This is a genomic window from Streptomyces sp. MS191 (genome assembly GCF_008042125.1).
Taxonomy (GTDB): Bacteria; Actinomycetota; Actinomycetes; order Streptomycetales; family Streptomycetaceae; genus Streptomyces.
On the sequence record NZ_RDBI01000040.1, the window covers coordinates 713641 to 738133 of the forward strand.

Genomic DNA, 24493 nt, shown 5'->3' on the forward strand with positions numbered 1-24493 from the left:
GGGATGCCCGGCCGATCGGGGCGGATCAGCCGATCACCCGTCCGTCGACGACGACCCGCCGCGGCGCCGCGAGAGCGCGGACGTCCGCGCGCGGGTCCTCGTCGTAGACGACGAGGTCCGCCGGGGCCCCTTCCTCCAGGGCGGGCCGGCCCAGCCAGGAGCGCGCTCCCCAGGTCGTCGCCGAGAGCGCCTCGACCGGCGGGATGCCCGCCTTGACCAGCTCCTCGACCTCCGCCGCGACCAGGCCGTGGGCGAGCGAGCCGCCCGCGTCGGTGCCGACGAAGACCGGGACACCGGCGTCGTAGGCGGACCGGACGGTGTCGTAGCGGCGCTCGTACAGCCTCCGCATGTGCGCCGACCAGCGCGGGAACTTGCTCTCGCCACCGTCCGCGAGCCGCGGGAAGGTCGCGATGTTCACGAGCGTCGGCACGATGGCGACACCCCGCTCGGCGAAGAGCGGGATCGTGTCCTCGGTCAGGCCGGTGGCGTGCTCGACGCAGTCGATCCCGGCCTCCACCAGGTCCCGCAGCGAGTCCTCGGCGAAGCAGTGCGCGGTGACCCGGGCCCCGAGCCGGTGGGCCTCCGCGATCGCCGCCTCGACCTCCGCCCGCGGCCAGCAGGCAGTCAGGTCCCCCGCCTCCCGGTCGATCCAGTCGCCGACGAGCTTGACCCAGCCGTCGCCCCGTCGCGCCTCCCGCGCCACGTACTCCACCAGCTCCGGCGGCTCGATCTCGTGGGCGTAGTTGCGGATGTAGCGGCGGGTCCGGGCGATGTGGCGACCGGCGCGGATGATCTTCGGCAGGTCCTCACGGTCGTCGATCCAGCGGGTGTCCGAGGGAGAGCCGGCGTCGCGGATCAGCAGCGTGCCCGCGTCGCGGTCGGTCAGCGCCTGCTTCTCGCTCGTGGCGTCGTCGACGGGCCCGTGCCCGTCGAGGCCGACGTGGCAGTGCGCGTCGACCAGGCCGGGCAGGACCCAGCCCCGCACCTCCAGGGCCTCACCGGACGGCCGGGTGAAGGTGATCCGCCCGTCGACGCACCACAGTTCGTCCCGTACGTCCTCCGGGCCGACGAGCACCCGCCCCTTCACATGCACCACCACGTGATCGCTCATGTCTGCACTGTACGAGGGACGGCCGCCCGGCCGGACCCCCGGKCGCCGGGGCGGGCGTCCGGGGGTCCGGGGGTCCGGACAGGGCCTACTCGTCGATCGCCGCCCCGAAGCGGGCGTCCGCGGCGGGCGCCCCGAACGTCGCGGCCGAGAACGTCCGCGAACCCACGGGCGTCACCCCGCCCGCCGGGGCCGGGAACAGCCAGACGCAACCGTCCGCGGTGTCCTCGCCCGGTGCCGAGACGAGCAGCTCGAAGCGGCCGTCGGCGTTCGGGTCGACGAAGCGGACCTGGCCGCCGAAGGCGTCACCCTTCTCGATCACGCCCGGTACGGAGGTCGTGCTCTGCGTCCAGGACACGGCGCGGGCGGCCGTCGGCCCCCGGGGCGAGCCGCGCAGCACCGTGATCATGCCCGCGTCGGCGGCCGTACCGATGTCCTCGCCGGGTGCGCCGATCGCGAGGTCCGCGTACCCGTCGCCGTCGGTGTCGCCGACGGACAGGTCGGCGCCCCAGCCGTCGCCGCGCTCCGAGGTGCCGGGGACGCCGGTGGTGTTCTGGGTCCACCACTGGGGCGGGGTGCCGACGCCCGAGGCCCCCTCGGGTCCCTGCGGGCCGCCGCGGTAGACGCCGACCATGCCGCCGGTCGTGCTCTCGCCGCCGTCGTCGGGGCTGTGCGGCTCGCCGGTGACCAGATCGTCGTAACCGTCTCCGTCGAGGTCGCCGGAGGCGGCGACCGGCCCGCCGCGCAGGGAGCGTTCGAAGACGAGGGCGTCGCTGCCGCCCGCGAGGTACCAGGACCAGCCGTGGCCGGGCTCGGCGCCGGTGCTCACTCCGCTGACCACCACGTCGGCGAAGCCGTTGCGGTCGTAGTCGCCGGTGGTGACGGACCGGGCGACGATGTCGCGCAGGGGCTCGTCCGCCCTGGCGGCGGTCCGCGGGCGCGGCACGGCGCGGACGTCGTGCCGGCGCGTCGCCTCCGCCGCGGGGGCGGACCCGAAGACGTGCCACTCGACCCGGCCGCGGTCGAGGGCGATGAGCTGGTCGCCGGTGGTCTCCGCGGTGAACCGGCCGGCGGCGAAGGCCGAGCCGAAACGTGCCCCGGCGGTGGCCCCGAGCAGGCTGCCGAGCCACTCGCTCCCGCTGCCCAGCAGGCCGTACCGGCTGCCCCACAGGACGACGGCGCCACCCGCGTCCGCGGTACGGCCGATGTCCTCGCCGGGGGCGCCGACCACGGCGTCGTCGTAGCCGTCGCCGTCGAGGTCCCCGGTGGCCACGGCGGTCCCGAAGCCGTCGCCGGCCTCGGCCGTGCCGGGCACCCCGGCGGTGTCCTGGCTGAGGACGGTGGCGCGGGCGGTGTCCAGGCCGCGGGCCGTGCCGTACTGGACGGTGACGAGGCCGGCGCCACGCCTGCCGCCGACGCTCGCGCCCGGGGCGCCGATGAGGACGTCGTCACGGCCGTCGCCGTTGAAGTCGGTGTTGCGGTCGTCCGCGCGGGTCCCGCCGGGGACTCCGGCGTGGGCGGCGGGTGCGGCCACGAGCCCCGCGCCCGTGACGAGGAGAAGGGTGGCCGCGGCGAGGGCGGCGGAACGGTGCTTGCGCATGGAGCGGCTCCTGGAATCGGAACGATCCGGGCTGCGTCGGGGGTGTGGCCGGACGGGCCCGTCCCGTCTCCGGCACAGGGTTCGACTCGGAGGGGGCGGCGAGGGTTGTACGGCGGCCGGGAGTTCGGGCGGCGGGTGCCGTACGGGCGGTCCGCGGGGGTGTGCGCCGCGGCGCGGACGGCGGTCGGCGCCCGGGCGCTTGCACGGGCCGCGGATGCCGTCTCGGTACCCTGAACCGGAGCTCCACCCGCACCGAACCGAGTCGAAGAAGGCACCGCCGTGACCGTCACACACCCGCTCCTGGACCTGGCCCCGCTGACCGCCGCGCAGTTCGCGTCGATCGAGCGCCGGGTGGCCGCGCTGCTCAGCACCGAGCAGGACGTGGTGATCACGCAGGGCGAGGCGCTGCTGCCTCTGGAGGGGTGCATCCGCAGCGGGGCGCGGCCGGGCTCGACCGCGCTGAACATCGTCACCGGCCCGTACGGGCAGACCTTCGGCAACTGGCTGCGGGACTGCGGCGCGACGGTGGTGGACCTGGAGGTGCCCTTCCACACCGCGGTGACGGCCGCTCAGGTCGAGCGGGCGCTGGCCGAGCACCCGGCGATCGACTTCGTGTCGCTGGTCCACGCGGAGGCGGCGACCGGCAACACCAACCCGGTGGCGGAGATCGGCGAGGTCGTGCGGGCGCACGGCGCGCTGTTCTACCTCGACGCGGTGGCGTCGATCGGCGCCGAGCCGGTGCTGCCGGACGCGTGGGGCGTGGACATGTGCATCATCGGCGCGCAGAAGGCGATGGGCGGACCTGCCGGCGTCTCGGCGGTGTCGGTCAGCGCGCGGGCCTGGGAGCGGTTCGCCGCCAACCCGGCCGCGCCGCGGCGTTCGTACCTCTCGCTGCTGGACTGGAAGGAGCGCTGGATCGACGGGGGGCGCAAGACGCTGCTGCACGCGCCGGCGCAGCTGGAGATGCTGGCCCTGGAGGCGTGCGTGGAGCGGATCGAGGCGGAGGGCCTGGACGCGGTGATGGCCCGTCACGCCTCGGCGGCCGCCGCGACCCGGGCGGGCGTGCTGGCGCTGGGCGGTGGTCTGGAACCGTACGTGCACGAGGCGCGGGACGCGGCCCCGGTCGCGACGACGCTGCGCTCCCCGGCGGGCGTGGACGCCTCCGAACTGGTCGCGCGGGCCCTGGCGGCCGACCCGTCGCTGCCGCTGATCGCGGGCGGCGGCGTGCTGGCCAAGGAGATGATCCGGGTCAACCACTACGGGGTGGACGCCACGCCGGGCACGGTGCGGTCCTCGCTGGCGGCGCTGGGCGCGGCGCTCGGCGAGTCGGGCCGGACGGTGGACCTCGAAGCCGCGCGGCGCGCGGTCACCGAGGCCTGGGGCAGCTAGGTCCTGACCGGGCGGGTTTCGAAAGCAGCGCCGTCCGCCCGGTCCAGCGCGAGCCGTCGTCGTCGGCGCGCAGCACCGCGTCGTACGACGGCCGGTGCGGTGTCGGCGCCTCGCGCGACGCCCCGGCGGCCGGGCGCCGGGAGGGGGCTCTCGGACGGCGCCGGCCGGGCGGCGGCCACGAGGTCGGCCGGGGCCGCCGGGCCGGCGTGGGACCGCGCCGCGGCCGCCTGCGGGACGAGCGGCAGGACGGCCGCGAGGGCCGGCGACGACACCCGTCCGTACCCGTACCTGAGAGAGGTCATGACAGGCACGCCGGAACGCGCGTGCGCGGACGGGCGGGTTCCGGCGCGTCTCCGTCCCCCCTCACCGGCGGAGGCCGCCGCCGGCCGGGCAGGCGGTCACAGCGCGGGGTAGTCGGTGTATCCGCGGTGGTCGCCGCCGTAGAAGGAGGCGCGATCCGGGGTGTTGTACGGGCCGTCGGCGCGCAGCCGGGCCGGCAGGTCCGGGTTGGCGATGAAGAGGGTGCCGTACGCGACGATGTCGGCGGTCCCGTCCTCGATCAGGGCCAGCGAGGAGGCGGCGGTCGGGCCCTCCGTCGCCGGGTTGAGGACGAGGGTGCCGGTGAACTGCTTGCGCAGGGCGAGGGTCAGTTCGCGGACGGCCGGCGTGGCCTCCAGGACGTGCAGGTACGCGAGGCCGAGCGGCTCGACCGCGGCGACGAGGGCCGCGTAGGTCTCCTCGGACTCGGTCTCGACGATGTCGTTGTAGGGGTTGGCCGGGGAGATCCGCAGGGCGGTGCGCTCGGCGCCGATCTCGGCGGCGACGGCCCGGACGACCTCGACGGCGAAGCGGATCCGGTTCTCCACGGAGCCGCCCCACTCGTCGGTGCGCCGGTTGGAGCCGGTGGCGAGGAACTGGTGGACCAGGTAGCCGTTCGCGCCGTGGATCTCGACACCGTCGAAGCCGGCGTCCACGGCGTTGCGCGCCGCGGCGGCGAACTCGGCGATGGTGGACCGCACTTCGTCGCCGGTCAGCTCGCGGGGGGTGACGAAGTCCTTGGGCCCTTCGAAGGTGAAGACCTGGCCGGCGGCGGCGACGGCGGAGGGGCCGACCGGGTGGAGGTCGCCGTCGAGGAGGTCGGGGTGGCCGATCCGGCCGGTGTGCATCAGCTGGACGAAGATCGTGCCGCCGCGCGCGTGGACGGCGTCGGTGACCTCGCGCCAGGCGGCGGTCTGCTCGGCGCTGTGCAGCCCGGGGGTGCCGGGGTAGCCCTGGCCGACGGCGCTGGGCTGGGTGCCTTCGGTGATGATCAGGCCGGCCGTGGCCCGCTGGGCGTAGTACTCGGCGACGAGCGGAGTGGGCGTGCGCTCCTGGGCGTCGGCGCGGCTGCGGGTCATCGGGGCCATGGCGATGCGGTTGGAGAGCCGCGCGCCGGCCAGGTCGATCGGGTCGAAAGCGGTGGTCATGGCTGTCCTCCAAAATTTATGTGGTCGGCCAAATATGTGGCCCGTCGCCACTGTAACGCATTACTTGGCCGGCCAAGGTAATCTGGGGACATCACCCCCGCGAGGAGCAGAGCGATGTCCGAGAGCACCACCGCACCCCCGTCCGAGCCCGTCTGTACCGAGCCGCTGCCCTCCGCGGCTCAGGGTGGGCCGGTGAGCCACGGGCTGTCCCGGGTCGCCCGGCTGCATCGGATCGCGGCGGGCCGGCTGCTGAAGGACGTCGGGCTCTTCCCGGGCCAGGAGTTCCTGATGATGTGCCTGTGGGACTGCGGACCGGTCCGGCAGTCGGAGCTGATCAAGGCGATGGGGCTGGACCCCTCGACGGTCACGAAGATGCTCCAGCGCCTGGAACAGAGCGGCCATGTGCGCCGCAGCCCGGACCCCGCCGACCGGCGCGCGGTGCTGGTCGAGGCGACGGAGGAGGCGCGCGGACTGCGCGCGGACGTGGCGGAGGTCTGGACGGGCCTGGAGCGGTACACGCTGGCCGGCCTCACGCCGGACGAGCGCGGTGAACTGGCCCGCCTGCTGGCCAAGGTCGAACGGAACCTCTGCGTCGAGATGGCGGACTGCCCCGAACTCCGGGCACCCCGCCCCGCCGGCGCGAGCTGAACCGGCACCCCGGCTGCCGCGGCCGGCCCCCGGTGTCCGCAGCGGCCGGCCCCGAAGCCCCCGGACTCCGGGGCCGGCCGCGACGGAGGACGGTCAGCCGCCCAGGACGGCCAACGCGTGGTCCACGTCCGCGGCGGAGTTGTACAGGTGGAAGGACGCGCGCAGGTTGCCCGCGCGAGCCGAGAGCAGGATGCCGGCCTCCCGCAGGTCGGCCTGGCGCCCGCCGAGGCCGGGGACGCCGACGATGCCCGAGACGTCCGGCACCGGCGCGTACCCCAGCGCGGTGAGCCCCTCCCGGAAACGCGCCGCGAGCGCCTTGTTGTGCGCCTCGATCCGCTCGATGCCGACCTCCTCCAGGAGGGCCAGCGAGCGGGCCGCGCCGTGGTACGAGAGGAAGGCCGGCGGCTCGTCGAACCGCCGCGCGGAACGGGCGAGTTCACGCACCGGGCCGTAGCTGTTGACCCACAGGTCCTCGCCCGTGACCCAGCCCGCGTGGATCGGGAGCAGCGAGTCCTGCGCCTCCTCCGTGACGGTGAGGAAGGAGGCGCCGCGCGGGCAGAGCAGGAACTTGTAGCCGCCGGCCACCGTGTAGTCCCACTCCCCCGCCCGCAGCGGCAGCCAGCCGGCCGACTGCGTGGCGTCCAGGAGCGTCCGGGCCCCGTGCGCCGCCGCCGCGGCCCGCACCGCCGCGAAGTCCGCGGTCCGGCCGTCCGCCGACTGGACGCCGGAGAAGGCGACGAGCGCGGTCTCGGGCCGGACGGACTCGGCGAGGAGTTCCAGCGGGACGAAGCGGGTCTTGAGGTCGCCGCGGACGGTGAACGGGGTGATGACCGAGCTGAAGTCCCCCTCGGGGAAGAGGATCTCGGACCCCGCGGGCATCGACTGGGCGATCATGCCGATGTGGACGGAGACCGAGCTGCCGACGGCGACCCGGTCCGGGTGGACGTCGACGAGCCGGGCGTACGTCGCGCGGGCCTCGGCCACGATGTCGAAGCTGCCGGCACCCTCCGGCCGGCCGTCCGCCGTCTCCTCGGCGAGGAGCGTGACCGCCTCGATGGTCCGGCGGGGCAGCAACCCGCAGGCGGAGGTGTTGAGGTAGGTGTACCGGGGCGCGAACTCGGCTCCGCCGAGGGGGTCCATGACATCCATGTCCCCAGGTTGGATTCCCCCCGACCATACGTCAATTGCGTATGATCACGGGGAATCCCCAAGCAGGACTTATACGTCGCAGGTGCCGTCCACGTCACAGGCGCCCGCGCCGCCGTCCGCGGCCACGGCGACCGGCTGGAGCGTCCGGCTCTCCCACGCCTGCTCCAGTGCCTGCGTGAAGACCTCGGCGGGCTGGCCGCCGGAGATCCCGTAGCGGCGGTCCAGGACGAAGAACGGCACGCCGTTCGCGCCCAGCTCGGCCGCCTCGCGCTCATCGGCGCGGACGGCCTCGGCGTACGCCGTCTCGTCGGCGAGCACCGTCCGGACCTCGGTCTCGTCCAGGCCCGCCTCCACAGCCAGCGTCACGAGCGTCTCGGCGTCGAAGACGGAGCGCTCCTCGGCGAAGTTGGCCCGGTAGGCGAGGTCGAGGAGCTGGTCCTGCCGGCCGCGCTCCTTCGCCAGGTGCAGCAGCCGGTGGATGTCGAAGGTGTTGCCGTGGTCGCGGCCCTCGGTGCGGTAACCCAGACCCTCGGAGTGCGCGTTGGAGGCGACGTGGGCCTCCATGGAGCGGGCCTCGTCGAGGGTGCGGCCGTACTTGCGGGCCAGCATCTCGATCACCGGGGCGGTGTCGCCCTTGGCGCGGTTCGGGTCGAGCTCGAAGGAGCGGTGGACGACCTCGATCTCGTCGCGGTGACCGAAGGCCGCGAGCCCCTTCTCGAAGCGCGCCTTCCCGATGTAGCACCAGGGGCAGGCGATGTCGCTCCAGATCTCGACGCGCATGTTCTCGGCTTCTCTCCGGTCTCGGGGGTGGGTCCGTGGTCGGGAACACCCCCGGACGCCGGATTCATTCCGCCGGGGACCTCACTGTGAGACGAAGCACGAGGTGGGAGCCGTCGCGGGGCTGGTCGGGGTCGGGGATCCAGCCGTGCGCGGCGTAGAAGGCCCGGGCCCGCTCGTTCTTGTCGAAGACCTCCAGACGGGCGGTGGTCACGCCCGCGGCCCGCCAGGCGTCGAGACAGGCGGCGTGCAGCTCGCCGCCGACCCCGAGGCGCCAGCGGTCCGGCCGGACGTGGAGCTGGGTGAGCGTCATGATCCCGTCGATCACGCGGGAGGCGGCGATGCCCGCGAGCTCGCCGCCGCGCTCGGCGCACAGCACGGCGCCGCCCTCCACGGCCCGGGCCCAGGCGGCCCGCGTACGGGACAGCTCCTCGGGGCCCTCGAACTCGACGTCGGGTATGTGTCCGCGGTAGTAGGTGGCCCGGGCCGCGAGGTGCAGGGCGGCGATGGCGTCGAGGTCGTCGGCGTTCGCGGTTCTGATCATGGAGGAGGGGACGCGGACCGCCGCGTCCGCGGTTGCGGTCCGGGTGGAGGGGAATCGGCCCGCGAGGTGACACGGACGACCACGCCGGTCCCGCCCGGTGTTCCGTGCCGTCGAGGCCGCCGATCGCGGCGGCGTCCAGCGGGGCCGGTGCGGCCGCGATCCGGGCCGCGTCGCGGACCGGCGCTGTCGCGCGCGCTCCCCGGCGGGCGGCGGGTGCCGGCCCGCCGGGGGAGACGGGATCGGGACCCCCCGGCCCCGGCCCGGTTCAGCGCCTCGGCAGCCCCAGCGGGTTGCCGTCCTGCAGCTCCGGCGGCAGGAGCCGGCCGGGCGTCGACTGGTACGTGACCGGGCGCAGCCAGCGCTCGATCGCGGTGGCGCCGACCGAGGTGGACGTGGACGTGGTGGCCGGGTAGGGCCCGCCGTGGTGCTGGGCGCCCGCCACGGCCACGCCGGTCGGCCAGCCGTTGACGAGGACGCGGCCCGCCAGCGGGGTGAGCTCGGCCAGGATCCCGGGGGCCTGCGGGTCCTCGTCGGCGAGGTGGAGGGTGGCGGTGAGGTTGCCGGGGAGCAGCGCGAGGAGCCTGCTGATCTCGTCCCGGGAGCCGTAGCGCACGACCACCGTCACCGGCCCGAAGCACTCCTCCAGGAGGAGTTCGTGCCCGCCCTTCAGCAGGGTCGCGGCGTCGACGGTCAGGAAGCCGGCGCTGACGGTGTGCTCGCCGCCCGCCCCCGGGGTGACCGGCGCGGACACACCGGGCAGTGCGGCGCGCTCCGTGACACCCGAGACGAAGGCCGCCCGCATCCGGTGGTCGAGCATGACACCGGGCTCGGTCTGGCTGACGGCGGTGGTCAGGGCGGCCACGAAGCGGTCGCCCGGCTCTCCGGCCGGCGCGAGGACGAAACCGGGCTTGGTGCAGAACTGCCCCTCGCCCAGGGTCATCGAGCCGGCGAGGCCGGTGCCGATCTCGGCGGCCCGCTCCGCGGCGGCGGCGGCGGTGATCACGACCGGGTTGAGCGAGCCGAGTTCGCCGTGGAAGGGGATCGGGGCCGGGCGGGCGGCCGCCGCGTCGAAGAGCGCGCGCCCGCCGCGTACCGACCCGGTGAAGCCGGCGGCGGCGACCAGCGGGTGACGGACCAGCGCGACGCCCGCGTCGAATCCGTGGACCAGGACGACCACGTCCTCGGGGAGGCCCGCCTTCGCCGCGGCCCGGCGCAGCAGGGAGGCACAGAGCTCGGAGGTGGCCGGGTGGTCCGGATGCGCCTTGACCACGACCGGGCAGCCGGCGGCGAGCGCGCTGGCGGTGTCGCCGCCGGGAACGGAGAAGGCGAGCGGGAAGTTGCTGGCCGCGTAGACGGCGACGACGCCGAGCGGGATCTTCCAGCGGCGCAGGTCCGGGGTGGGCGGCGTGGTCGTCGGGTCGGGCAGGTCGATCCGCACGTCGAGGAAGGCGCCCTCGTCGACGACGTCGGCGAAGGACCGCAACTGCGCGGTGGTACGCGCGAGTTCACCGGTGAGCCGGACCGGGCCGAGCGCGGTCTCGGCGTCGGCGGCCTCGATGACGTGCGCGGCGGCCTCGTCGAGCAGGTCGGCCGCGGTGCGCAGCAGGGCGGCCCGCGCCGTGCGGTCGGCGAGCGCGTCACGGGTGGCGTGCGCGGCCCGTACGGCCTGGTCGATCTCCTCGGCTGTGGCCTCCACCGCAACCTGCTCCCGCGGCTTCCCCGTCCTGGGGTCCACACTCCACACTGGTTCAGCTGCCACCGCCACGCCCCTCTTCACGCCATGTTCGCTATTCTGAACATGGTTCCTGTAGGTGAACAGGACTCTATTGACGGGCGCGCCGTCTCCACAAGGGGCGGCGGCAAGAGGGGCGAGGGCGATGTCGACTGCCGACACGGGTGGGGCACAGGTCAAGTCCGCTGTGCGCACGGTGGAACTGCTGGAGTACTTCGCCGGACGCCCCGGCATGCACTCGCTCGCCGCCGTCCAGGAGGCCGTCGGCTACCCCAAGTCCAGCCTCTACATGCTGCTGCGCACCCTGGTGGAGCTCGGCTGGGTCGAGACCGACGCGACGGGCACCCGGTACGGCATCGGCGTCCGCGCCCTGCTGGTCGGCACCTCGTACATCGACGGCGACGAGGTGGTGGCCGCCGCCCGGCCCACGCTCGACCGGCTCTCCGACGACACCACGGAGACGATCCACCTGGCGCGGCTCGACGGCACCAACGTGGTCTACCTGGCGACCCGTCAGTCCCAGCACTATCTGCGGCCGTTCACCCGGGTCGGCCGCCGCCTGCCGGCCCACTCGACGTCGCTGGGCAAGGCCCTGCTCGCCACCCACAGCGACGAGCAGGTCCGCAAGCTGCTCCCGGAGACGCTGCCGGCGCTGACCGAGCACACGATCACGGACCGCGAGCGGCTCATCGAGGAACTGCACGCGATCCGCGAGCAGGGGTACGCCGTGGACCGCGAGGAGAACACCCTCGGGCTCCGCTGCTTCGGCATCGCGATCCCCTACCGGACCCCGGCCCGGGACGCGATCAGCTGCTCGGTGCCGGTGGCCCGGCTCACCCCCGGGCACGAGCAGATGATCAAGGACGCGCTGTTCGACGCGCGCGACCGGCTGACCCTGGCGACCCGCAGGCTCTGAGGCCCTGAGAGGCGGTCTGAAGTCCCCCACGACGCGGGGGACTTCCGCCCGCCTTTCGAGGCCCCGCGGCGGCCCCGCCGGAGGGCCGGGTCCGGATCAGCCCCGCTCGGCGAGCACCTGCTGCCAGACCGGGCTGTCGACGTAGTGGTTGTCGAAGCGCTCGGAGGACTCCTTGATCTCCGCGAAACTCGCCTCTCCCCGCATGACCCGGCCGAGCAGCCGCAGGTAGTCGAAGCGCGCCATGCCCGGCGTGAAGACGAAGAGCACGTCGGCCTCGGCGCCCGGGGCGGCGGCGAAGGCGTGCGGGGTGTGCGGCGGGACGAGCAGGAAGTCGCCCTCCTCCAGCACCGTGAGCTCCTCGCCGACCAGCACCTGGAGCGAGCCGCCGAGCACGAAGAACATCTCCGACGCCTTGGTGTGGAAGTGCGCCGGGGCGCCGACCGCGCCCTTCGCGAAGGACGAGCGGTAACTGGTCAGCAGCCCGCCGGTGGTGTCCGAGTCGGCGAGGAGGGTCATCACGCTGCTGGGGTCTGCGGTCGTCTCGGCGTCGGCGGCACGGGTGAGGAGCGGAGCGAAGGTCTTCGGCGCGGTGATCTCGTTCATGAAGATCACCCTAGGCGTCCGGGTGACCGGCCATCAGGTGCATTTCACCAGCAAAATCATGGGTCAATTCTCCTTCGCGGAGGACTCCTCCTCCGCCGCCCGGCGGAGACGGTCCGCCCTCGGGAGGGACGTGCGACGGGCCTCCCGGGCGAAAGCGTGGGGCCATGACACGGACCCTGGCCCGCCCCACGCCGACACCCCCGCCCGCCGACCGCACCCGCCGGGTGCTGCGCACCCTCGTCGAGATCGCCTGCCTGCCCTACATCGGCCTCAAGGTCGCCTGGGTGGCCGGCAGCGACCTCGGCATCCCGGCCGGCAGCCCGCTCCTGGAACACCGGACCCTGCTGATCGTCGCCAACTCGGTCTCCGTGGTGGCGGACGCCCTGGTCGTGGTCCTCGCGCTGCTGCTCACCCAGCCGTGGGGGCTGCGCGTCCGGCCCTGGCTGCTGGCGTTCCCGATGTGGGCCGCGACCGGCCTGCTCGCCCCGATCATGATCGGGTTCCCGGCCCAGCTCGTGACCGCCCTGTTCACCGGACCGAGCAAACCGACCAGCGAGGGCGAGCCGTTCCTCGACTCGTGGGTGTTCGGCGTCGTCTACGGCGGCTTCATCGTCCAGGGCCTCACCCTGGGCACGCTCTTCGTGCTCTACACCCGGGACCGCTGGGGCCACCTCTGGCGCGGCACGGTCGGCGACGTCCCCGCCCGCCTCCTCGGCACCGGCGCGCGCGCCACGGCGGTCGTCGCCTCGCTGCTGGCCCTGGCCCCCGCCGCCGTCCGGCTGGCCTGGGCCCTCGGTGCGGACCGGGGCCTGTCGGCCGGGCAGATCGGCGACCGCACGGCCGACTTCCACGTCCTCCAGTGGGCGCAGCTGCTCCTGATCGGCGCCGCCGTCACCGGTGTCCTGCTGCTCGCGTTCCGCCGCTGCCGTGCGCTGCCGGTCCGCTCCGTCATGGCCGTGGCCTGGGTCGGCTCGGGCGCGGTCGGCTGCTGGGGCGCGTACATGAGCCTGGTGGCGGCCCTGCCGGACGGTGATCCGGCCAGAACCTTCACCGACGTCGCGCGGCTGACCTACGCTGGCGAGATGATCACGGGGGTGCTGCTCGCCGCTGTCACGGCCGTCTTCCTGCGACGCCGGAACGCGAGCGCGTGAGACGGGCGGGCGTCCTGCTGCTGGGACAGCGGGCCAGACTGCGCTGGGTCCATCTCATCCTGGGCGGCGCCCTGTTCATGCCGTTCTGGCTGGTCGGCACGGTCCTCGTGGCGCCTTTCGACGAGGGGCGGTCGGCGTTCGGGGGCGACCTGGGCGCGCAGTTCGCCGCGTACGCCGTCGGACTGCCGCTCGCCGCGGTCGTCTCGCTCTTCCCGCTCACCCGGCCGATGTCGGTGGCGGCGGCACGGGCGCTGTGCGGGGTCGCGGCGGACCGGTTCGCCGAGGGTCCGGCCCGCGGCCGGTCCGACCGGGCCAGGACGGCGGGCTGGTTCGTCCTGCACCTCGGGGCCGGGACGCTGGTGAGCGGGGCGACGCTGGCGCTCCCGCCGTTCGCGGTCTCGCTGCTGCTCCTGCCCTTCTGGGCCGGGTTGCGCACCTCGGCCGCGGCCCGGTTCTGGGCGCTGGACCGGCCGTGGGTGCAGTGGGCCTGCCTTCCGGCGGGACTGCTCCTGCTGCTGGGCCTCGCGGCCGTGGCAGCGGCGACGGGCGCCTTCCTGGCCGGCCGGGCACCGGCGCTGCTCGGACCGAGTCCGGCGGACCGGCTCGTGGCGGCCGAACGGCGCGCCGCCGAACTGGCCGTGCGCAACCGGCTCGCCCGTGAACTGCACGACTCGGTGGGCCACGCGCTGAGCGCCGTCACCCTCCAGGCGAGCGCCGCCCGCAGGGTGCTGGACAGCGGCTCGGCGCGCGACCGGGAGTTCGTACGGGAGGCGCTCGCCGCGATCGAGGAGACGACCCGGCGCACGGTCGGCGAGCTGGACTCGGTCCTCGGCCTGCTGCGCCGGGGCGACGACGAGGCGGAGCTCGCGGGCCCGGGGCTCGGCGCACTGGACGCCCTCGTGCGGGGCGCGGGGCCGCGGGTGGCGCTCACGGTCACCGGAGACCCCGAGCGGGTGCCGGAGGCGGTGTCCCGGGAGGCGTACCGGATCGTCCAGGAGGGACTGACGAACGCGGCACGGTACGCCGGCGGGGCCCGCGTCACCGCACGGCTCGCGCTGCACGAAGAGGAACTGGAGATCACCATGGAGAACCCGCTGACCGGCGGTGCGCCGGTGGCACGGCCGGACGGAGGCCGCGGTCTGCTCGGCATGGGCGAACGCGCGCGGCTGCTGGGCGGCACGGTCCAGGCCGGCCCCGCCGGGGACGTCTGGCGGCTCGCCGTCCGGCTGCCCCTGGCGGGCGGCCCGGCCCGGAAGGGGGGCGCCCGGTGATCCGGATCGTCCTCGCCGACGACGAGCGGATGGTGCGCACCGCCCTGCGGGTCATCCTGGACGCCGAGCCGGACCTGGAGGTCGTCGGCGAGGCCTCGACCGGCGCGGAGGCGGTGTCGGTGGTGCGCGACCTGCGGCCGGACGTGGTGCTGATGGACGTACGGATGCCGCTTCTCGACGGGATCCGGGCGACCGGGCGGATCCTCGCGGACCTGGCCGAGCCGCCCCGGATCGTGGTGGTCACCACCTTCGAGAACGACTCCTACGTGTACGACGCGCTCCGGGCCGGCGCGGCCGGTTTCCTGCTGAAGCGGGTCGCCGCCGACGAGCTGGTGGGCGCGGTCCGGCTGGTGGCCCGCAGCGACTCGCTGCTGTACCCGGCCGCGGTGCGGGCCCTGGCGGCCGAGCACGCCCGCCGAGGTCCTGCGCAGGCACCGCCGTGGGTGGCCCGGCTGACCGAGCGGGAGGCCGAGGTCCTGCGGCTGATGGCGTCGGGGCTGACCAACGCGGAGATAGCCGGCCGGATCGGGGTGGGCCCGGCGACGGCCAAGACCCACGTGGCGGCGGTCCTGTCGAAGACCGGCACCAGGGACCGCACCCAGGCGGTGGTCGCGGCGTACGAGTCGGGGTTCGTCACGCCCGGCTGAGCGGCGCGGCCCCCGCCGGCGAGGGTGTGACCGCGCTCTCACCTCCCCCTCGCGCGGATGAGGGTTCCCTGAGAAACCGGACACATCCGGAACGACCGCCCCCGTTCCGTTCGTCCCTCCATGGGATGAACAAGACGATCAGGCGCGCTTCGGTCTTCTCGCTGCTCCTGGTCCTCGCCCTGCTGGGGCGGGCGACCTGGGTGCAGGCGTACGAAGGCAAGGCGCTCGCGGACGACAAGACCAACCGGCGGAAGATCATGGCGCAGTACGCGCAGCCGCTCGGGAACATCGTCGTGGCCGGAGAATCGGTCACGGGTTCGAAGAGGACGGAGGGTGGCGATCTCGCCTACAAGCGCAGCTACACCGACGGCGAGCTCTACGCCGCGGTCACCGGCTACAGCTCCCAGGCCTACGGCGCCACGCAGCTGGAGGGCATCTACTCCGACGTCCTGGACGGTACCGACACCCGCCTGAAGAACCCGCTGGACGCCCTCACGGGCAAGCAGCAGGAGCCCGGCGACGTGCTCACCACCATCGACCCGGACGTGCAGAAGGCCGGCTACCGGGCCCTCGGCGACAAGAAGGGAGCGGCCGTCGCCATCGACCCGAAGACCGGCCGGATCCTCGGCATGGTGTCCACCCCCTCGTACGATCCCTCGAAGATCGCCGGGCTCACGGACGGCTCCGCGTGGCAGGATCTGACCACCGACGAGGACAAGCCGCTGGTCAACCGGGCGCTGCGGCAGCCGCTGCCGCCGGGCTCGACCTTCAAGCTGGTCGTCGCGGCGGCGGCCCTGGAGGACGGCAGGTACGCCTCGGTGGACACGCCGACCGACAGCCCGAACCCGTACACGCTGCCGAACACCCGGACCGTGCTGAAGAACGAGAACGCCTCGGCGCCCTGCGAGGACGCCAGCCTGCGCACCGCGCTGCGCTACTCCTGCAACAACGTCTTCGCCAAGCTGGCCGTCGACCTCGGCCAGGACAAGGTCAAGGTCATGGCGGAGAAGTTCGGCTTCGACGACACCGAGCGTGACGTCCCGGTCCGCGCCTACCCGAGCGTGTACCCGTCCGGCATGGACAAGGCGCAGACGGCGCTGAGCGGTATCGGCCAGTTCGACGTGACGGCCACCCCGCTGCAGATGGCGATGGTGTCCGCGGCGATCGCGAACGACGGACTCCTCGCCTCCCCGCACATGGTCTCGAAGGTGGTCGACTCCGACGGGGACGCCCTCCGGTCCTACGACGACGGGGACACCCGGCGGGTCGTCTCGTCCGAGACGGCGCGGCAGCTGCGCAGCGCGATGGTGACGGTGGTCGAGCAGGGCACCGGCACCAACGCGGCGATCGGCGGTGCCGAGGTCGGCGGCAAGACCGGAACGGCCCAGCACGGCGAGAACAACAGCAAGACGCCGTACGCCTGGTTCACGTCCTACGCCAAGGACGCGGACACCGGGAAGGAGGTCGCGGTCGCCGTCATGATCGAGGACTCGGGCGCGGCCCGCTCGGAGGTCAGCGGCAACGGGCTGGCGGCTCCGGTGGCCCAGAAGATGATGAAGGCGGCGCTGAGGTGACACCGGGGCCCGGACGGCCGGGACGCCGCGCGGACGCGGCCCCGGACCGGGCTCAGGGGACGTCCGGGGCACGGCTCGGAAGCCGTGTACGGGCCGCGGCTCAGGGGACGTCCGGGGCACGGCTCGGAAGCCGTGTACGGGCCGCGGCTCAGGTGAGGGGCCTGGCCATGAAGAGGGCGGTCTCGCCCTCGGACGCGGTGCCGGTGTAGAGGGTGGTGTCCAGGCCGCAGAGCCGGAAGCCCATGCGCCGGTAGGCCCGGACCGCCGGCACGTTGACGCTGGTGACCTCCAGCCAGGCGGTACGGGCGCCCACCGCCCGCCCGTGGGCCAGCGCCCGGCGCATCAGCTCGCCTCCGATGCCGCGGCCGCGGTGGGCGGAGTCGACCGTGATCCGCCGGATGACCAGGCGCCGGTTCCACCGCTCGTGGGCGACCGCGACGAAACCGCGGAGCGCGCCGTCGGAGTCCACCGCGACGATCTCGTGCGCACCTGACCCGTCCGGCCCGGTGCCGGTGTCGTACGCGGCCCCGGCTTTCCCGACGCTCCCGGCGTCGTCCGCACCGGTCGCGGCATCCCCCGCGTCCCCGTCGTCGGGGTAGACCTTGACCAGCGGCGGGTCGACGGGGACGAGCCGGAGCCCGAACCCGATGTCGCCCGCGGCGACTTCGTAGACGTAGTCCGTCGTGAAGGAGTCGTCGAGCCCGGCGAGGGCGGATTGGTCGGAAGGCCCCGCGACACGGTATGCAAGGTCACTCATGATCCGAGCATAGATTCGATCTCGTGGAGGACCGCCGTGCGGCTGCCCCGTTCCCTCTCCGGCTGGACCATGGCGGTGTTCGGGCTGCTCGCCGCGACCATGGGGGTGGTGGGGCTGGTCGCCCCGGACCTCCTGCTCACGGCGATGGGCTTCGATCCGGTGCCCGACGCCGCCCGGGCCGACGGCGACCACACCCCGGTCTTCCTGACCGCCTCCTCCATGGCCGCGCTCAACATGGGCGTCTACTACGTGCTGGCCGCCCTGGCCGACTGGAAGGCCTTCTTCCGCTGGACGGTGCCCTTCCGGCTGCTGACCTGCGCCGTGTTCACCCTCGCGGTCGTCACGGGCCGCGCCCCCGCCGGGTTCCTCGGCGTAGGGCTGTGGGAGGGCGTGGGCGCGGTGGTGACGGGCGCCGCGCTGCGCCACGAGGGCCGGGCGGCCCGGAGGAACGCCGTGGCGTGACCCCCGCCCGCCCGGGGGCATAGGGCGGATGACCGATCCGCGGGGCCCACCTCAGACGCCACGCTGAGCGGCATGAGACGAACCGCGGGCCTCTATCTGGCCGGTGTCCTGGTGTCGGGCTTCGGGTCCACCGCGTTGTGGCTGGTCTCGGGGATCTGGGTCAAGTCCCTCACCGGCTCGGACGCGCTGGCGGCCCTGACCGCCTTCGCCCTGTGGGCGCCGGCCCTGTGCGGCCCGCTGCTCGGCACCCTGGCGGACCGGGTGCGGCGGCGACCGCTGATGGTGGGCGCGGACCTGGCGATGGCGGCGCTGCTGCCGGTGCTGCTCCGGGTGGACTCCGCGGACCGGATCTGGCTGCTGTTCGCGGTGCTGGTGGTGTACGGGGTCCAAGGCGTCGTCCACGAGGCGGCGGAGGTCGCGCTGGCCGCGAGCGTGCTCGACCGGCGGCTGCTCGGGGAGTTCAACGGGCTGCGGACCACGGTGGGCGAGGGCATGAAGCTGGTCGCCCCGCTCGTGGCGGCCGGTCTCTTCGCGCGCTACGGCGGCGGGCCGGTGGCACTGCTCGACGCGGCGACGTTCGCCCTGGCGGCGGGGGCGTTCGCGCTGCTGCGGGTGCGGGAGGAGCCGCCGCCGCGCCGGGAGTCGGCCCACTGGCTGCGGGACACGGCCGAGGGGCTGCGGGTGATCCGCTCCTCGGCGACGCTGCGGCCGCTGGTCCTCGGCGGCTCCTTCACGATGCTGCTGGCGGGTCTGAACGGCGCCGCGGTCTACGCGGTGGTGGACCGGGGACTCGGCCACGCCCCGGCGTACGCGGGCGTGCTGTACGCGGCGCAGGGGGTGGGTTCGGTCGTCGCCGGGCTCGTGGCGGGACGCCTGCTGCGCCGGGTGCCGGAGCGGCTGTTCGCCGCGGCGGGGCTCGGGCTCTTCGCTCTGGCGGTGGCCGCCCGCGCCCTGCCGTACGACGCGGCGGCGCTGGCGGCCGGTGCGGCGATCGGCCTCGGTCTGCCCGCGGTGCTGATCGCCGCGGTGACGGCCGTCCAGCGGGAGGCCCCCGCGGAGGCGGTCGGCCGTGTGGCGGCCACCGCCCACACACTGGTCTTCGTCCCGAACGCGCTCGCCCTGGCGCTCGGCGCGGGCCTGGTCGCCGTCCTCGACGTCCGCGTCCTGCTGCCGGTCGTGGGCGCGGCGGGGCTGGCCGGGGCGGGTGTGCTGGCGGCGCCGCCGTGGGCGGGCTTCCGCCGCGGCCGGAAGCCGCGGCCCGTGCCGGAGCCACGGGCCGCGCGCTGAGCCGGGACGGGCGGGTCAGCTCAGCGTCCGCAGGGCCTCCCGGACCGCCGCCAGGTCGGCGTCCGAGGCCAGACCCGCGTGGTAGAGCCGGAGTTCGCCCGCACCGGCCTCGGCCGCCCGCTTCGCGTCGTCGGCCAGGGTGCGCGGGGAGCCCCCCATGCCCGCGACCACGGGGAGGTTGGCGGCCAGGACGGTCGCGGCCCCCGCGTGCGCCGCGAAGGGGGCCACGGAGGCGGCCGGCGTGACGACGCCGTCCGCCAGCCCGAGGACGTGCGCCGGATCCACGCCCGCGTTGGCGCCGCAGCGAGCGGGGTCCGGGTCGGCGTGGAGCAGGACGCGGAAGCCGGGCGGGGCGGCCGCCCGGACCGCCCGCACGACGTCCTCCTGGAGGCTCCGCGCGGTCCGGGTGCGCCAGGACAGGACGGCGTCCTCGAAGCGGTCGAGGGGCCGCGCGGACCCGCCGCCGGACCAGACCGGCGCCAGCGCGCCGCGTACCGACGCCGCCAGCTCGTCGGGGTCGGCGCCCTCGGCCGCGTACCCCTCGCGGCAGGACGGGCAGAAGCACAGGGACATCAGGTACTGCTCGCGGTCCCCGAGCGGCACGCCCGCCGTCTTGTCGTGCGCGTGGAGGTGGGCCAGGCCGTACCAGCCGCAGGACTCCAGCTCGGTGCCGGCCGCGCCCGGCCGGACCGCCGCCTCGGCCGCGAGCTCCACGAGGTGGGCGCGCACGGCGGGCCGGGCGATGCAGGGCGCCCAGGGGTAGCGGTCGCCGTAGGCGTTGACGACGGAGGTCGCCGGGTGCTCGCCGCCGAGGCGGGAGCTGTGGGCGAGGACGACCCAGCTGTGCACCTCCAGGCCCGCGTCGGCGAGGGCCCGCGCGGCCTCGCCGTAGCTGTCGCCCGGCGCCCACTCCCCCGCCGGGTACGGCCGCAGGGTGTGGCCGGACCAGCGGTCCGGGTCCGGCGGGTAGAGCACGGCGGCGTGCTCGGCGGTGACGATCCGGTGCGCCGGGTGCCGGGGGGTCAGCGCGCGCGTGGAGTGGTACGCGGACGCCAGTGTGACGGTCTCGACGCCGAGGCCGGCGAGCAGCCCGGGCGCCGCCGGGTCGCCCACGACGTCCCAGGGGTAGACGAAGGTCCCGGCCCTCATGCGCCGGCCGCCAGCAGTGCGCGGCCGCGCTCGATGATCGCGAGGAGTTCCTTCAGGTGCTCGGGCGCGGGTTCGCTCAGCGGCGGGCGGACCTCGCCGACGTCCCGGCCCGCGCTGCGCACGGCCGCCTTGACGAGCGAGACGGCGTATCCCCGGCCCTGTGCGCGCAGTTCGACCAGCGGGCGGTAGAAGCCGTCGATGAGCAGGTTCACGGTCGCGTCGTCGCCGGAGGCGAGGGCGGCGTGGAAGGCGAGGGCGATGTCGGGGGCGAAGCAGAAGACGGCGGAGGAGTAGAGGGTGACGCCGATGCCGCGGTAGGCGAGTCCGGTGAGTTCGGCGGTGGGCAGGCCGTTGAAGTAGAGCAGGTCGAGGCCCTCGGCGCGGACGGCGCTGACGATCCGCTGCATGAGGTCGAGGTCGCCGAGGCCGTCCTTCAGGCCGATGACGCCTTCGACGCGGGCCAGGGCGACGACGGTCTCGGGGGTGAGGACGGCGTTGTCGCGCTGGTAGACGATGACGTCGAGGGCGGTCGCGGCGGCGAGTTCGGTGTAGTGGCGCAGCAGCCCCGCCTGGTCGGCGACGACGAGGTAGGGAGGCATGGCGAGGAGGCCGTCGGCGCCGGCGTCCTCGGCGAGCTTCGCGTAGTGGACGGCGAGCGCGGTGCCGTATCCGGCGCCGGCCACCACGGGCACGCGGCCGGCGGCCTCCTCGACGGCTGCGCGGACGCAGGCGTGGAACTCCTCGGGGGTGAGTGCGTGGAACTCACCGGTGCCGCAGCAGGCGAACACGGCGGCGGCGCCCGCGTCGATGCCGTCGCGCACGTGGGCGCGGAAGGTGTCGAGGTCGACGGCGCCGTCCGGGCCGAAGGCGGTGACGGGAAAGAACAGCAGGCCGTCGAGCCGGTCGGCGAGCGAGGCTGAGGTCACGGGCGCTCCCAGGGAAGTCCGTCGTGCAGCAGCGTGCACAATTCTGATTGCCGTCCATATTCTTGAACATCTTCACGCTAGAACAGCCGTGAAGCGCCGGTCAAGGCGCAAACAACCCTCCGACCCGCACTCTTGACGGCCTCTACACCACTCCCTAGCGTGTCCACGTTTGTGAACCTGATCTACGGACGGAGATCCTGGCTATGTCTTCAGCGGCTTCTGCGGCTTCAGCGGCTTCAGCCGCCCCGGCGGCCTCGGCGCCCCGCACCGTCCTGCTCACCGGCGCGGCCGGTGGCGTCGGCACCCTGATGCGGGACCTGCTGCCCGCGTACGGCTACCGGCTGCGGCTCCTCGACGTCGTCCCCGTCGACGGCGCGCCGGACGCGATCGTCGCCGACCTCGCCGACCGGGAGGCGCTGCGGGAGGCCGTCCGCGGCGTCGACGCCGTCGTCCATCTCGCCGGGATCTCCCTGGAGTCCACCTTCGAGAAGGTGATGGCCGCCAACGTCACGGGCCTGCACCACCTGTACGAGGCGGCCCGCGAGGAGGGGGTGGGGCGGGTCGTCCTCGCCTCCAGCAACCACGCGGTCGGCTTCACCCCGCGCCCCCGCGCGGGCGACCCGGTGATCCCCGTCGACACCCCGCACCGGCCGGACACCTTCTACGGCCTCTCCAAGTGCTTCGGCGAGGACATGGCGCAGTTCTACTGGGACAAGCACGGGCTGGAGACGGTCTCCGTGCGGATCGGCTCCTGCTTCCCCGAGCCGACCTCGGTCCGGATGCTGTCCATGTGGCTGAGCCCGGCCGACTGCGCCCGGCTGCTGCACGCCGCCCTCACCGCGCGGGGTGTGGGCCACACCGTCGTCTACGGCTCCTCGGCCAACACCAGGCTCTGGTGGGACCTCGCCTCGGCCCGGGCCCTGGGCTACGAGCCGCAGGACGACTCGGAGCCCTACGCGGAGAAGCTCCTCGCCGCACAGGGGGAGCCGGCCGACGACGACCCGGCGAACGCGCACCTGGGCGGCCACTTCTGCACCTCGCCGCCGCGCTGGCCGCACTGACACGGCCCCGACGGAGGGGATGCACGGGCCCGGCCGGACTGATGCGGGGGAGCGCCGGCCGGGGCCCGGGTCACGGCATGCGCTGGCACACGCGACACCCGAACACTAGGCCGGGGCGGGCCGGCACCGCGATCCGCCGAACGCGGCCGCTGTCCGGATAACGCGGCGGGACCGGACACCGGCGTCCCCGTACCGGACGGGCCCGGGGCGGGGCCCGGCCGCACCCGCGCAGTGCGTGCTCAGCCCGCCCCGCGCAGTGTCTGCGAGGGCGACTCGCCGAACCGTGCCCGGTACTGCGCGGCGAACCGGCCCTGATGGGTGAAGCCCCACCGCCAGGCCGCCTCGCTCACCCCGAGCTCGCCGGGCTCGGCGGCCCGCAGCTCCTCGTGGACCCGGTCGAGGCGGACCTCCCGGACGAACGCCATCGGCGCCATCCCCACGTACTCGCGGAACGACTCCTGGAGCCGTCGCACGCTGACCTTGGCCAGCGCGGCGAGCTCGGTGGTGGTGAAGGGGTGCTCCGGCCGGGCCCGTACGGCGTCCATCGCCCGCTTCACCGGCGCTGGGCGCAGCGGCTCCCCGGGGTGCGCGAGCTCCTCGCGCCAGGGGTGCTCGGCGGCCAGCAGCAACCCGTTGAGCAGGGCTTCCTGGAGCGGGCGGGCGACCAGCTCGTGGTGGGCCAGGCTCTCCCCCGCGAGCGCCTCCGCCGCCACCCGCCGGGCCAGCCGCACCCAGGCGAGCCCCGGCCCGCGGGAGATGTCCAGACGCGGTTCGAAGCCGAGCCGGCCACGGGGCGGGCGTCCGAGCAACCGGGTGAGCTGGTCGTGCAGGGCCGTCGCGTCGATCTTGACGGAGAGCGCCCGGCAGTCCCCGCTCCAGCGGTCCAGGGAGGTGTCGCCGAAGGGGTCGAGCAGCAGTGCCTCGGCCGCGGTCGCCAGCATCGGGGACCCGCCGCCCTGCCGCAGCTCCATCGTGCCGCTCATCGGCGCGTTCACGTGGAACGCGCCCAGCTCGCCGAAGCGCATCCGCACGTCGGCACCGCAGGACAGATCGCCGATGACCAGCGGCCCGAGCGCGAAGGTGTCGAACCGGGCGGCGAAGGGACGTTCCTGCCGCTCGATGACGTCCATGAAGTTCGCGTAGTACCGCGCGTCTATCTCAAGCCGCGCCTCGTCGACGTCCCGCGTACGGAAGCTGCTCCCACCCACACCCGAAGAATATTCACATGACGGGCCCCTCCCCGACCGCGAGGATGTCGCCATGCCTCGCCCTCATGGATTCAGCTACGACCGACGCGCGGACGGCACCGTGGTCCTCACCCACCAGGGGCGCCCCGCGGGCACCCTGCGCGGGAGCCGCGCGGAGAAGTTCCTGGCGGAGGTGGTGTCGGGGGACGCCCAGCTGGTGATGGCCCGCTGGACCGGCTCGTACAAGTTCGGCAACGAGCGCACGGCCCGCAGCCACCCGCGTCACCAGGGTGGCCGAAGGTAAGGGAACGGCAAAGCCGCCTCGCTCGTTACCCCTGGCATGACCGCTATGACCCCCGGCTCGAACATCCCTCTCTCCGTCGCGCGCGTGGCGGTGGACGTCGCCGCCCCGGTGCGGCTCGACGTCTCGGGCCTCCTGCTCAACGCCGACGGCAAGGTGCGCTCCGACGACGACTTCATCTTCTACAACCAGCCGGCCGGCCCCGGTGTGACCTACCGCTCCGGCGGCGGCACGGCGCCGGACGCGATCGTCGTGGACACCGGGGCGCTGCCCGCCGGCATCGAGAAGATCGTCGTCACGGCCAGCCCCGACGCGGCGGGCCAGACCTTCCAGGGCGTCGAGCCCACGGCGACCATCCGGAGTGCCGACGACGGCAGCGTGCTCGCCACCTTCACCCCGCCGCAGCTCGGCACGGAGACGGCGCTGGTGGTCGTGGAGATCTACCTCCGCAACGGCGCGTGGAAGGCCCGCGCGGTGGGCCAGGGGTACGCGAACGGGCTGGCCGGCATCGCCACCGACTTCGGCGTCCGTCGTGGTCGGCGACTCGCCCGTCGTGCCGCTGAGGACGAGGCCGTCGCAGCCCTCGGAGACGAGACGGACGGCGAGGTCGCCGGCCCGGTCGAGATCGAGGGCGCCGGCGGGGGTGAAAGGAGTGATCATCGCGCACAGCGCGCGGCCGAAGGGGCGGAGACGAGACGGACGGCGAGGTCGCCGGCCCGGTCGAGATCGAGGGCGCCGGCGGGGGTGAAAGGAGTGATCATCGCGCACAGCGCGCGGCCGAAGGGGCG

General features: G+C 74.5%; 23 protein-coding genes and 2 pseudogenes. 12 read left to right on the forward strand and 13 right to left on the reverse strand.

Annotated elements, in window-relative coordinates; all coding sequences use genetic code 11:
- Positions 1 to 25 precede the first annotated feature (25 nt).
- Both EAO71_RS10175 and EAO71_RS10180 read right to left on the reverse strand, forming a co-directional pair.
- Entirely contained in the window at positions 26 to 1111 is a 1086-nt protein-coding gene (locus tag EAO71_RS10175) for an amidohydrolase family protein (RefSeq protein ID WP_147977429.1), read from the reverse strand.
- Between the two features lie 85 nt (positions 1112 to 1196).
- The gene (locus tag EAO71_RS10180; protein ID WP_147977430.1) at positions 1197 to 2708 is read right to left on the reverse strand and encodes an FG-GAP-like repeat-containing protein; all 1512 of its coding nucleotides are present in this window, start codon (positions 2706 to 2708) and stop codon (positions 1197 to 1199) included.
- 279 nt (positions 2709 to 2987) lie between these two features.
- Between EAO71_RS10180 and EAO71_RS10185 the strand changes: the two genes are divergently transcribed.
- On the forward strand, positions 2988 to 4097 hold the full coding sequence (locus tag EAO71_RS10185) for a pyridoxal-phosphate-dependent aminotransferase family protein (RefSeq protein WP_147977431.1): 1110 nt from the start codon (positions 2988 to 2990) through the stop codon (positions 4095 to 4097).
- Positions 4098 to 4495: 398 nt separating this feature from the next.
- Here EAO71_RS10185 and EAO71_RS10190 read toward each other — a convergent pair whose 3' ends face one another.
- A complete protein-coding gene (locus EAO71_RS10190) occupies positions 4496 to 5563 on the reverse strand; it encodes an alkene reductase (RefSeq protein ID WP_147977432.1) in 1068 nt (355 codons plus the stop codon).
- 114 nt (positions 5564 to 5677) lie between these two features.
- Between EAO71_RS10190 and EAO71_RS10195 the strand changes: the two genes are divergently transcribed.
- Positions 5678 to 6211, forward strand: a complete 534-nt coding sequence (locus EAO71_RS10195; RefSeq protein WP_147977433.1) for a MarR family winged helix-turn-helix transcriptional regulator — start codon at positions 5678 to 5680, stop codon at positions 6209 to 6211.
- A 93-nt stretch (positions 6212 to 6304) separates the two neighbouring features.
- Here EAO71_RS10195 and EAO71_RS10200 read toward each other — a convergent pair whose 3' ends face one another.
- From EAO71_RS10200 to EAO71_RS10215, 4 genes are all read right to left on the reverse strand, one after another.
- The gene (locus EAO71_RS10200; RefSeq protein WP_147979207.1) at positions 6305 to 7351 is read right to left on the reverse strand and encodes an aminotransferase class V-fold PLP-dependent enzyme; all 1047 of its coding nucleotides are present in this window, start codon (positions 7349 to 7351) and stop codon (positions 6305 to 6307) included.
- Between the two features lie 78 nt (positions 7352 to 7429).
- Positions 7430 to 8140 carry a DsbA family oxidoreductase gene (locus EAO71_RS10205; protein ID WP_147977434.1) on the reverse strand — a complete coding sequence of 237 codons (711 nt, stop codon included), beginning with the start codon at positions 8138 to 8140 and terminating at the stop codon, positions 7430 to 7432.
- Positions 8141 to 8204: 64 nt separating this feature from the next.
- Positions 8205 to 8681, reverse strand: a complete 477-nt coding sequence (locus tag EAO71_RS10210; protein ID WP_147977435.1) for a GNAT family N-acetyltransferase — start codon at positions 8679 to 8681, stop codon at positions 8205 to 8207.
- Positions 8682 to 8946: 265 nt separating this feature from the next.
- Complete coding sequence (locus tag EAO71_RS10215; RefSeq protein ID WP_147977436.1) at positions 8947 to 10440, reverse strand: aldehyde dehydrogenase family protein; 1494 nt, start codon at positions 10438 to 10440, stop codon at positions 8947 to 8949.
- Between the two features lie 118 nt (positions 10441 to 10558).
- Between EAO71_RS10215 and EAO71_RS10220 the strand changes: the two genes are divergently transcribed.
- Positions 10559 to 11329 (forward strand): IclR family transcriptional regulator, encoded by a 771-nt coding sequence (locus tag EAO71_RS10220; RefSeq protein WP_147977437.1) that lies wholly within the window; start codon positions 10559 to 10561, stop codon positions 11327 to 11329.
- A 96-nt stretch (positions 11330 to 11425) separates the two neighbouring features.
- Here EAO71_RS10220 and EAO71_RS10225 read toward each other — a convergent pair whose 3' ends face one another.
- Positions 11426 to 11932: a cupin domain-containing protein gene (locus EAO71_RS10225; protein WP_147977438.1), complete on the reverse strand. Its 507-nt coding sequence runs from the start codon at positions 11930 to 11932 to the stop codon at positions 11426 to 11428.
- Positions 11933 to 12096: 164 nt separating this feature from the next.
- Here EAO71_RS10225 and EAO71_RS10230 point away from each other — a divergent pair, with 164 nt between their 5' ends.
- The 4 genes from EAO71_RS10230 (at position 12097) to EAO71_RS10245 (ending at position 16575) form a co-directional block, all read left to right on the forward strand.
- The gene (locus tag EAO71_RS10230; RefSeq protein WP_147977439.1) at positions 12097 to 13083 is read left to right on the forward strand and encodes a hypothetical protein; all 987 of its coding nucleotides are present in this window, start codon (positions 12097 to 12099) and stop codon (positions 13081 to 13083) included.
- Positions 13080 to 14354, forward strand: coding sequence for a sensor histidine kinase (locus EAO71_RS10235; RefSeq protein WP_261992082.1), 1275 nt, complete (start codon positions 13080 to 13082; stop codon positions 14352 to 14354). Before EAO71_RS10230 ends, EAO71_RS10235 begins: the two co-directional genes overlap by 4 nt.
- Positions 14354 to 15001, forward strand: coding sequence for a response regulator transcription factor (locus tag EAO71_RS10240; protein WP_147979208.1), 648 nt, complete (start codon positions 14354 to 14356; stop codon positions 14999 to 15001). Before EAO71_RS10235 ends, EAO71_RS10240 begins: the two co-directional genes overlap by 1 nt.
- Before the next feature lie 125 nt (positions 15002 to 15126).
- Positions 15127 to 16575, forward strand: a complete 1449-nt coding sequence (locus tag EAO71_RS10245; protein ID WP_147977440.1) for a peptidoglycan D,D-transpeptidase FtsI family protein — start codon at positions 15127 to 15129, stop codon at positions 16573 to 16575.
- Between the two features lie 148 nt (positions 16576 to 16723).
- Here EAO71_RS10245 and EAO71_RS10250 read toward each other — a convergent pair whose 3' ends face one another.
- A complete protein-coding gene (locus EAO71_RS10250) occupies positions 16724 to 17332 on the reverse strand; it encodes a GNAT family N-acetyltransferase (protein WP_147977441.1) in 609 nt (202 codons plus the stop codon).
- Positions 17333 to 17401: 69 nt separating this feature from the next.
- Between EAO71_RS10250 and EAO71_RS10255 the strand changes: the two genes are divergently transcribed.
- Positions 17402 to 17794 (forward strand): hypothetical protein, encoded by a 393-nt coding sequence (locus tag EAO71_RS10255; protein WP_147979210.1) that lies wholly within the window; start codon positions 17402 to 17404, stop codon positions 17792 to 17794.
- Positions 17795 to 17866: 72 nt separating this feature from the next.
- A complete protein-coding gene (locus tag EAO71_RS10260) occupies positions 17867 to 19081 on the forward strand; it encodes an MFS transporter (RefSeq protein WP_147977442.1) in 1215 nt (404 codons plus the stop codon).
- Positions 19082 to 19096: 15 nt separating this feature from the next.
- Here the strand turns inward: EAO71_RS10260 and EAO71_RS10265 are convergent, their stop codons facing one another.
- Complete coding sequence (locus EAO71_RS10265) at positions 19097 to 20230, reverse strand: hypothetical protein (RefSeq protein ID WP_147977443.1); 1134 nt, start codon at positions 20228 to 20230, stop codon at positions 19097 to 19099.
- Complete coding sequence (locus tag EAO71_RS10270) at positions 20227 to 21156, reverse strand: 5-dehydro-4-deoxyglucarate dehydratase (protein WP_147977444.1); 930 nt, start codon at positions 21154 to 21156, stop codon at positions 20227 to 20229. The genes EAO71_RS10265 and EAO71_RS10270 overlap by 4 nt, the downstream gene beginning before the upstream one ends.
- Positions 21157 to 21359: 203 nt before the next feature.
- On the opposite strand from EAO71_RS10270, the gene EAO71_RS10275 reads away from it, so the two are divergent.
- A complete protein-coding gene (locus EAO71_RS10275) occupies positions 21360 to 22217 on the forward strand; it encodes an NAD-dependent epimerase/dehydratase family protein (protein ID WP_147977445.1) in 858 nt (285 codons plus the stop codon).
- 239 nt (positions 22218 to 22456) lie between these two features.
- Here the strand turns inward: EAO71_RS10275 and EAO71_RS10280 are convergent, their stop codons facing one another.
- Positions 22457 to 23425 carry an AraC family transcriptional regulator gene (locus EAO71_RS10280; RefSeq protein WP_261992083.1) on the reverse strand — a complete coding sequence of 323 codons (969 nt, stop codon included), beginning with the start codon at positions 23423 to 23425 and terminating at the stop codon, positions 22457 to 22459.
- Between the two features lie 52 nt (positions 23426 to 23477).
- On the opposite strand from EAO71_RS10280, the gene EAO71_RS10285 reads away from it, so the two are divergent.
- Both EAO71_RS10285 and EAO71_RS10290 read left to right on the forward strand, forming a co-directional pair.
- Complete coding sequence (locus EAO71_RS10285) at positions 23478 to 23708, forward strand: hypothetical protein (RefSeq protein WP_147977447.1); 231 nt, start codon at positions 23478 to 23480, stop codon at positions 23706 to 23708.
- A gap of 45 nt (positions 23709 to 23753) precedes the next feature.
- A pseudogene (locus tag EAO71_RS10290) lies at positions 23754 to 24233 on the forward strand (TerD family protein); the annotation flags it as partial.
- 60 nt (positions 24234 to 24293) lie between these two features.
- Here EAO71_RS10290 and EAO71_RS38680 read toward each other — a convergent pair.
- Positions 24294 to 24365 (reverse strand): annotated as a pseudogene (locus EAO71_RS38680) (hypothetical protein); the annotation flags it as partial.
- Positions 24366 to 24493 lie beyond the last annotated feature (128 nt).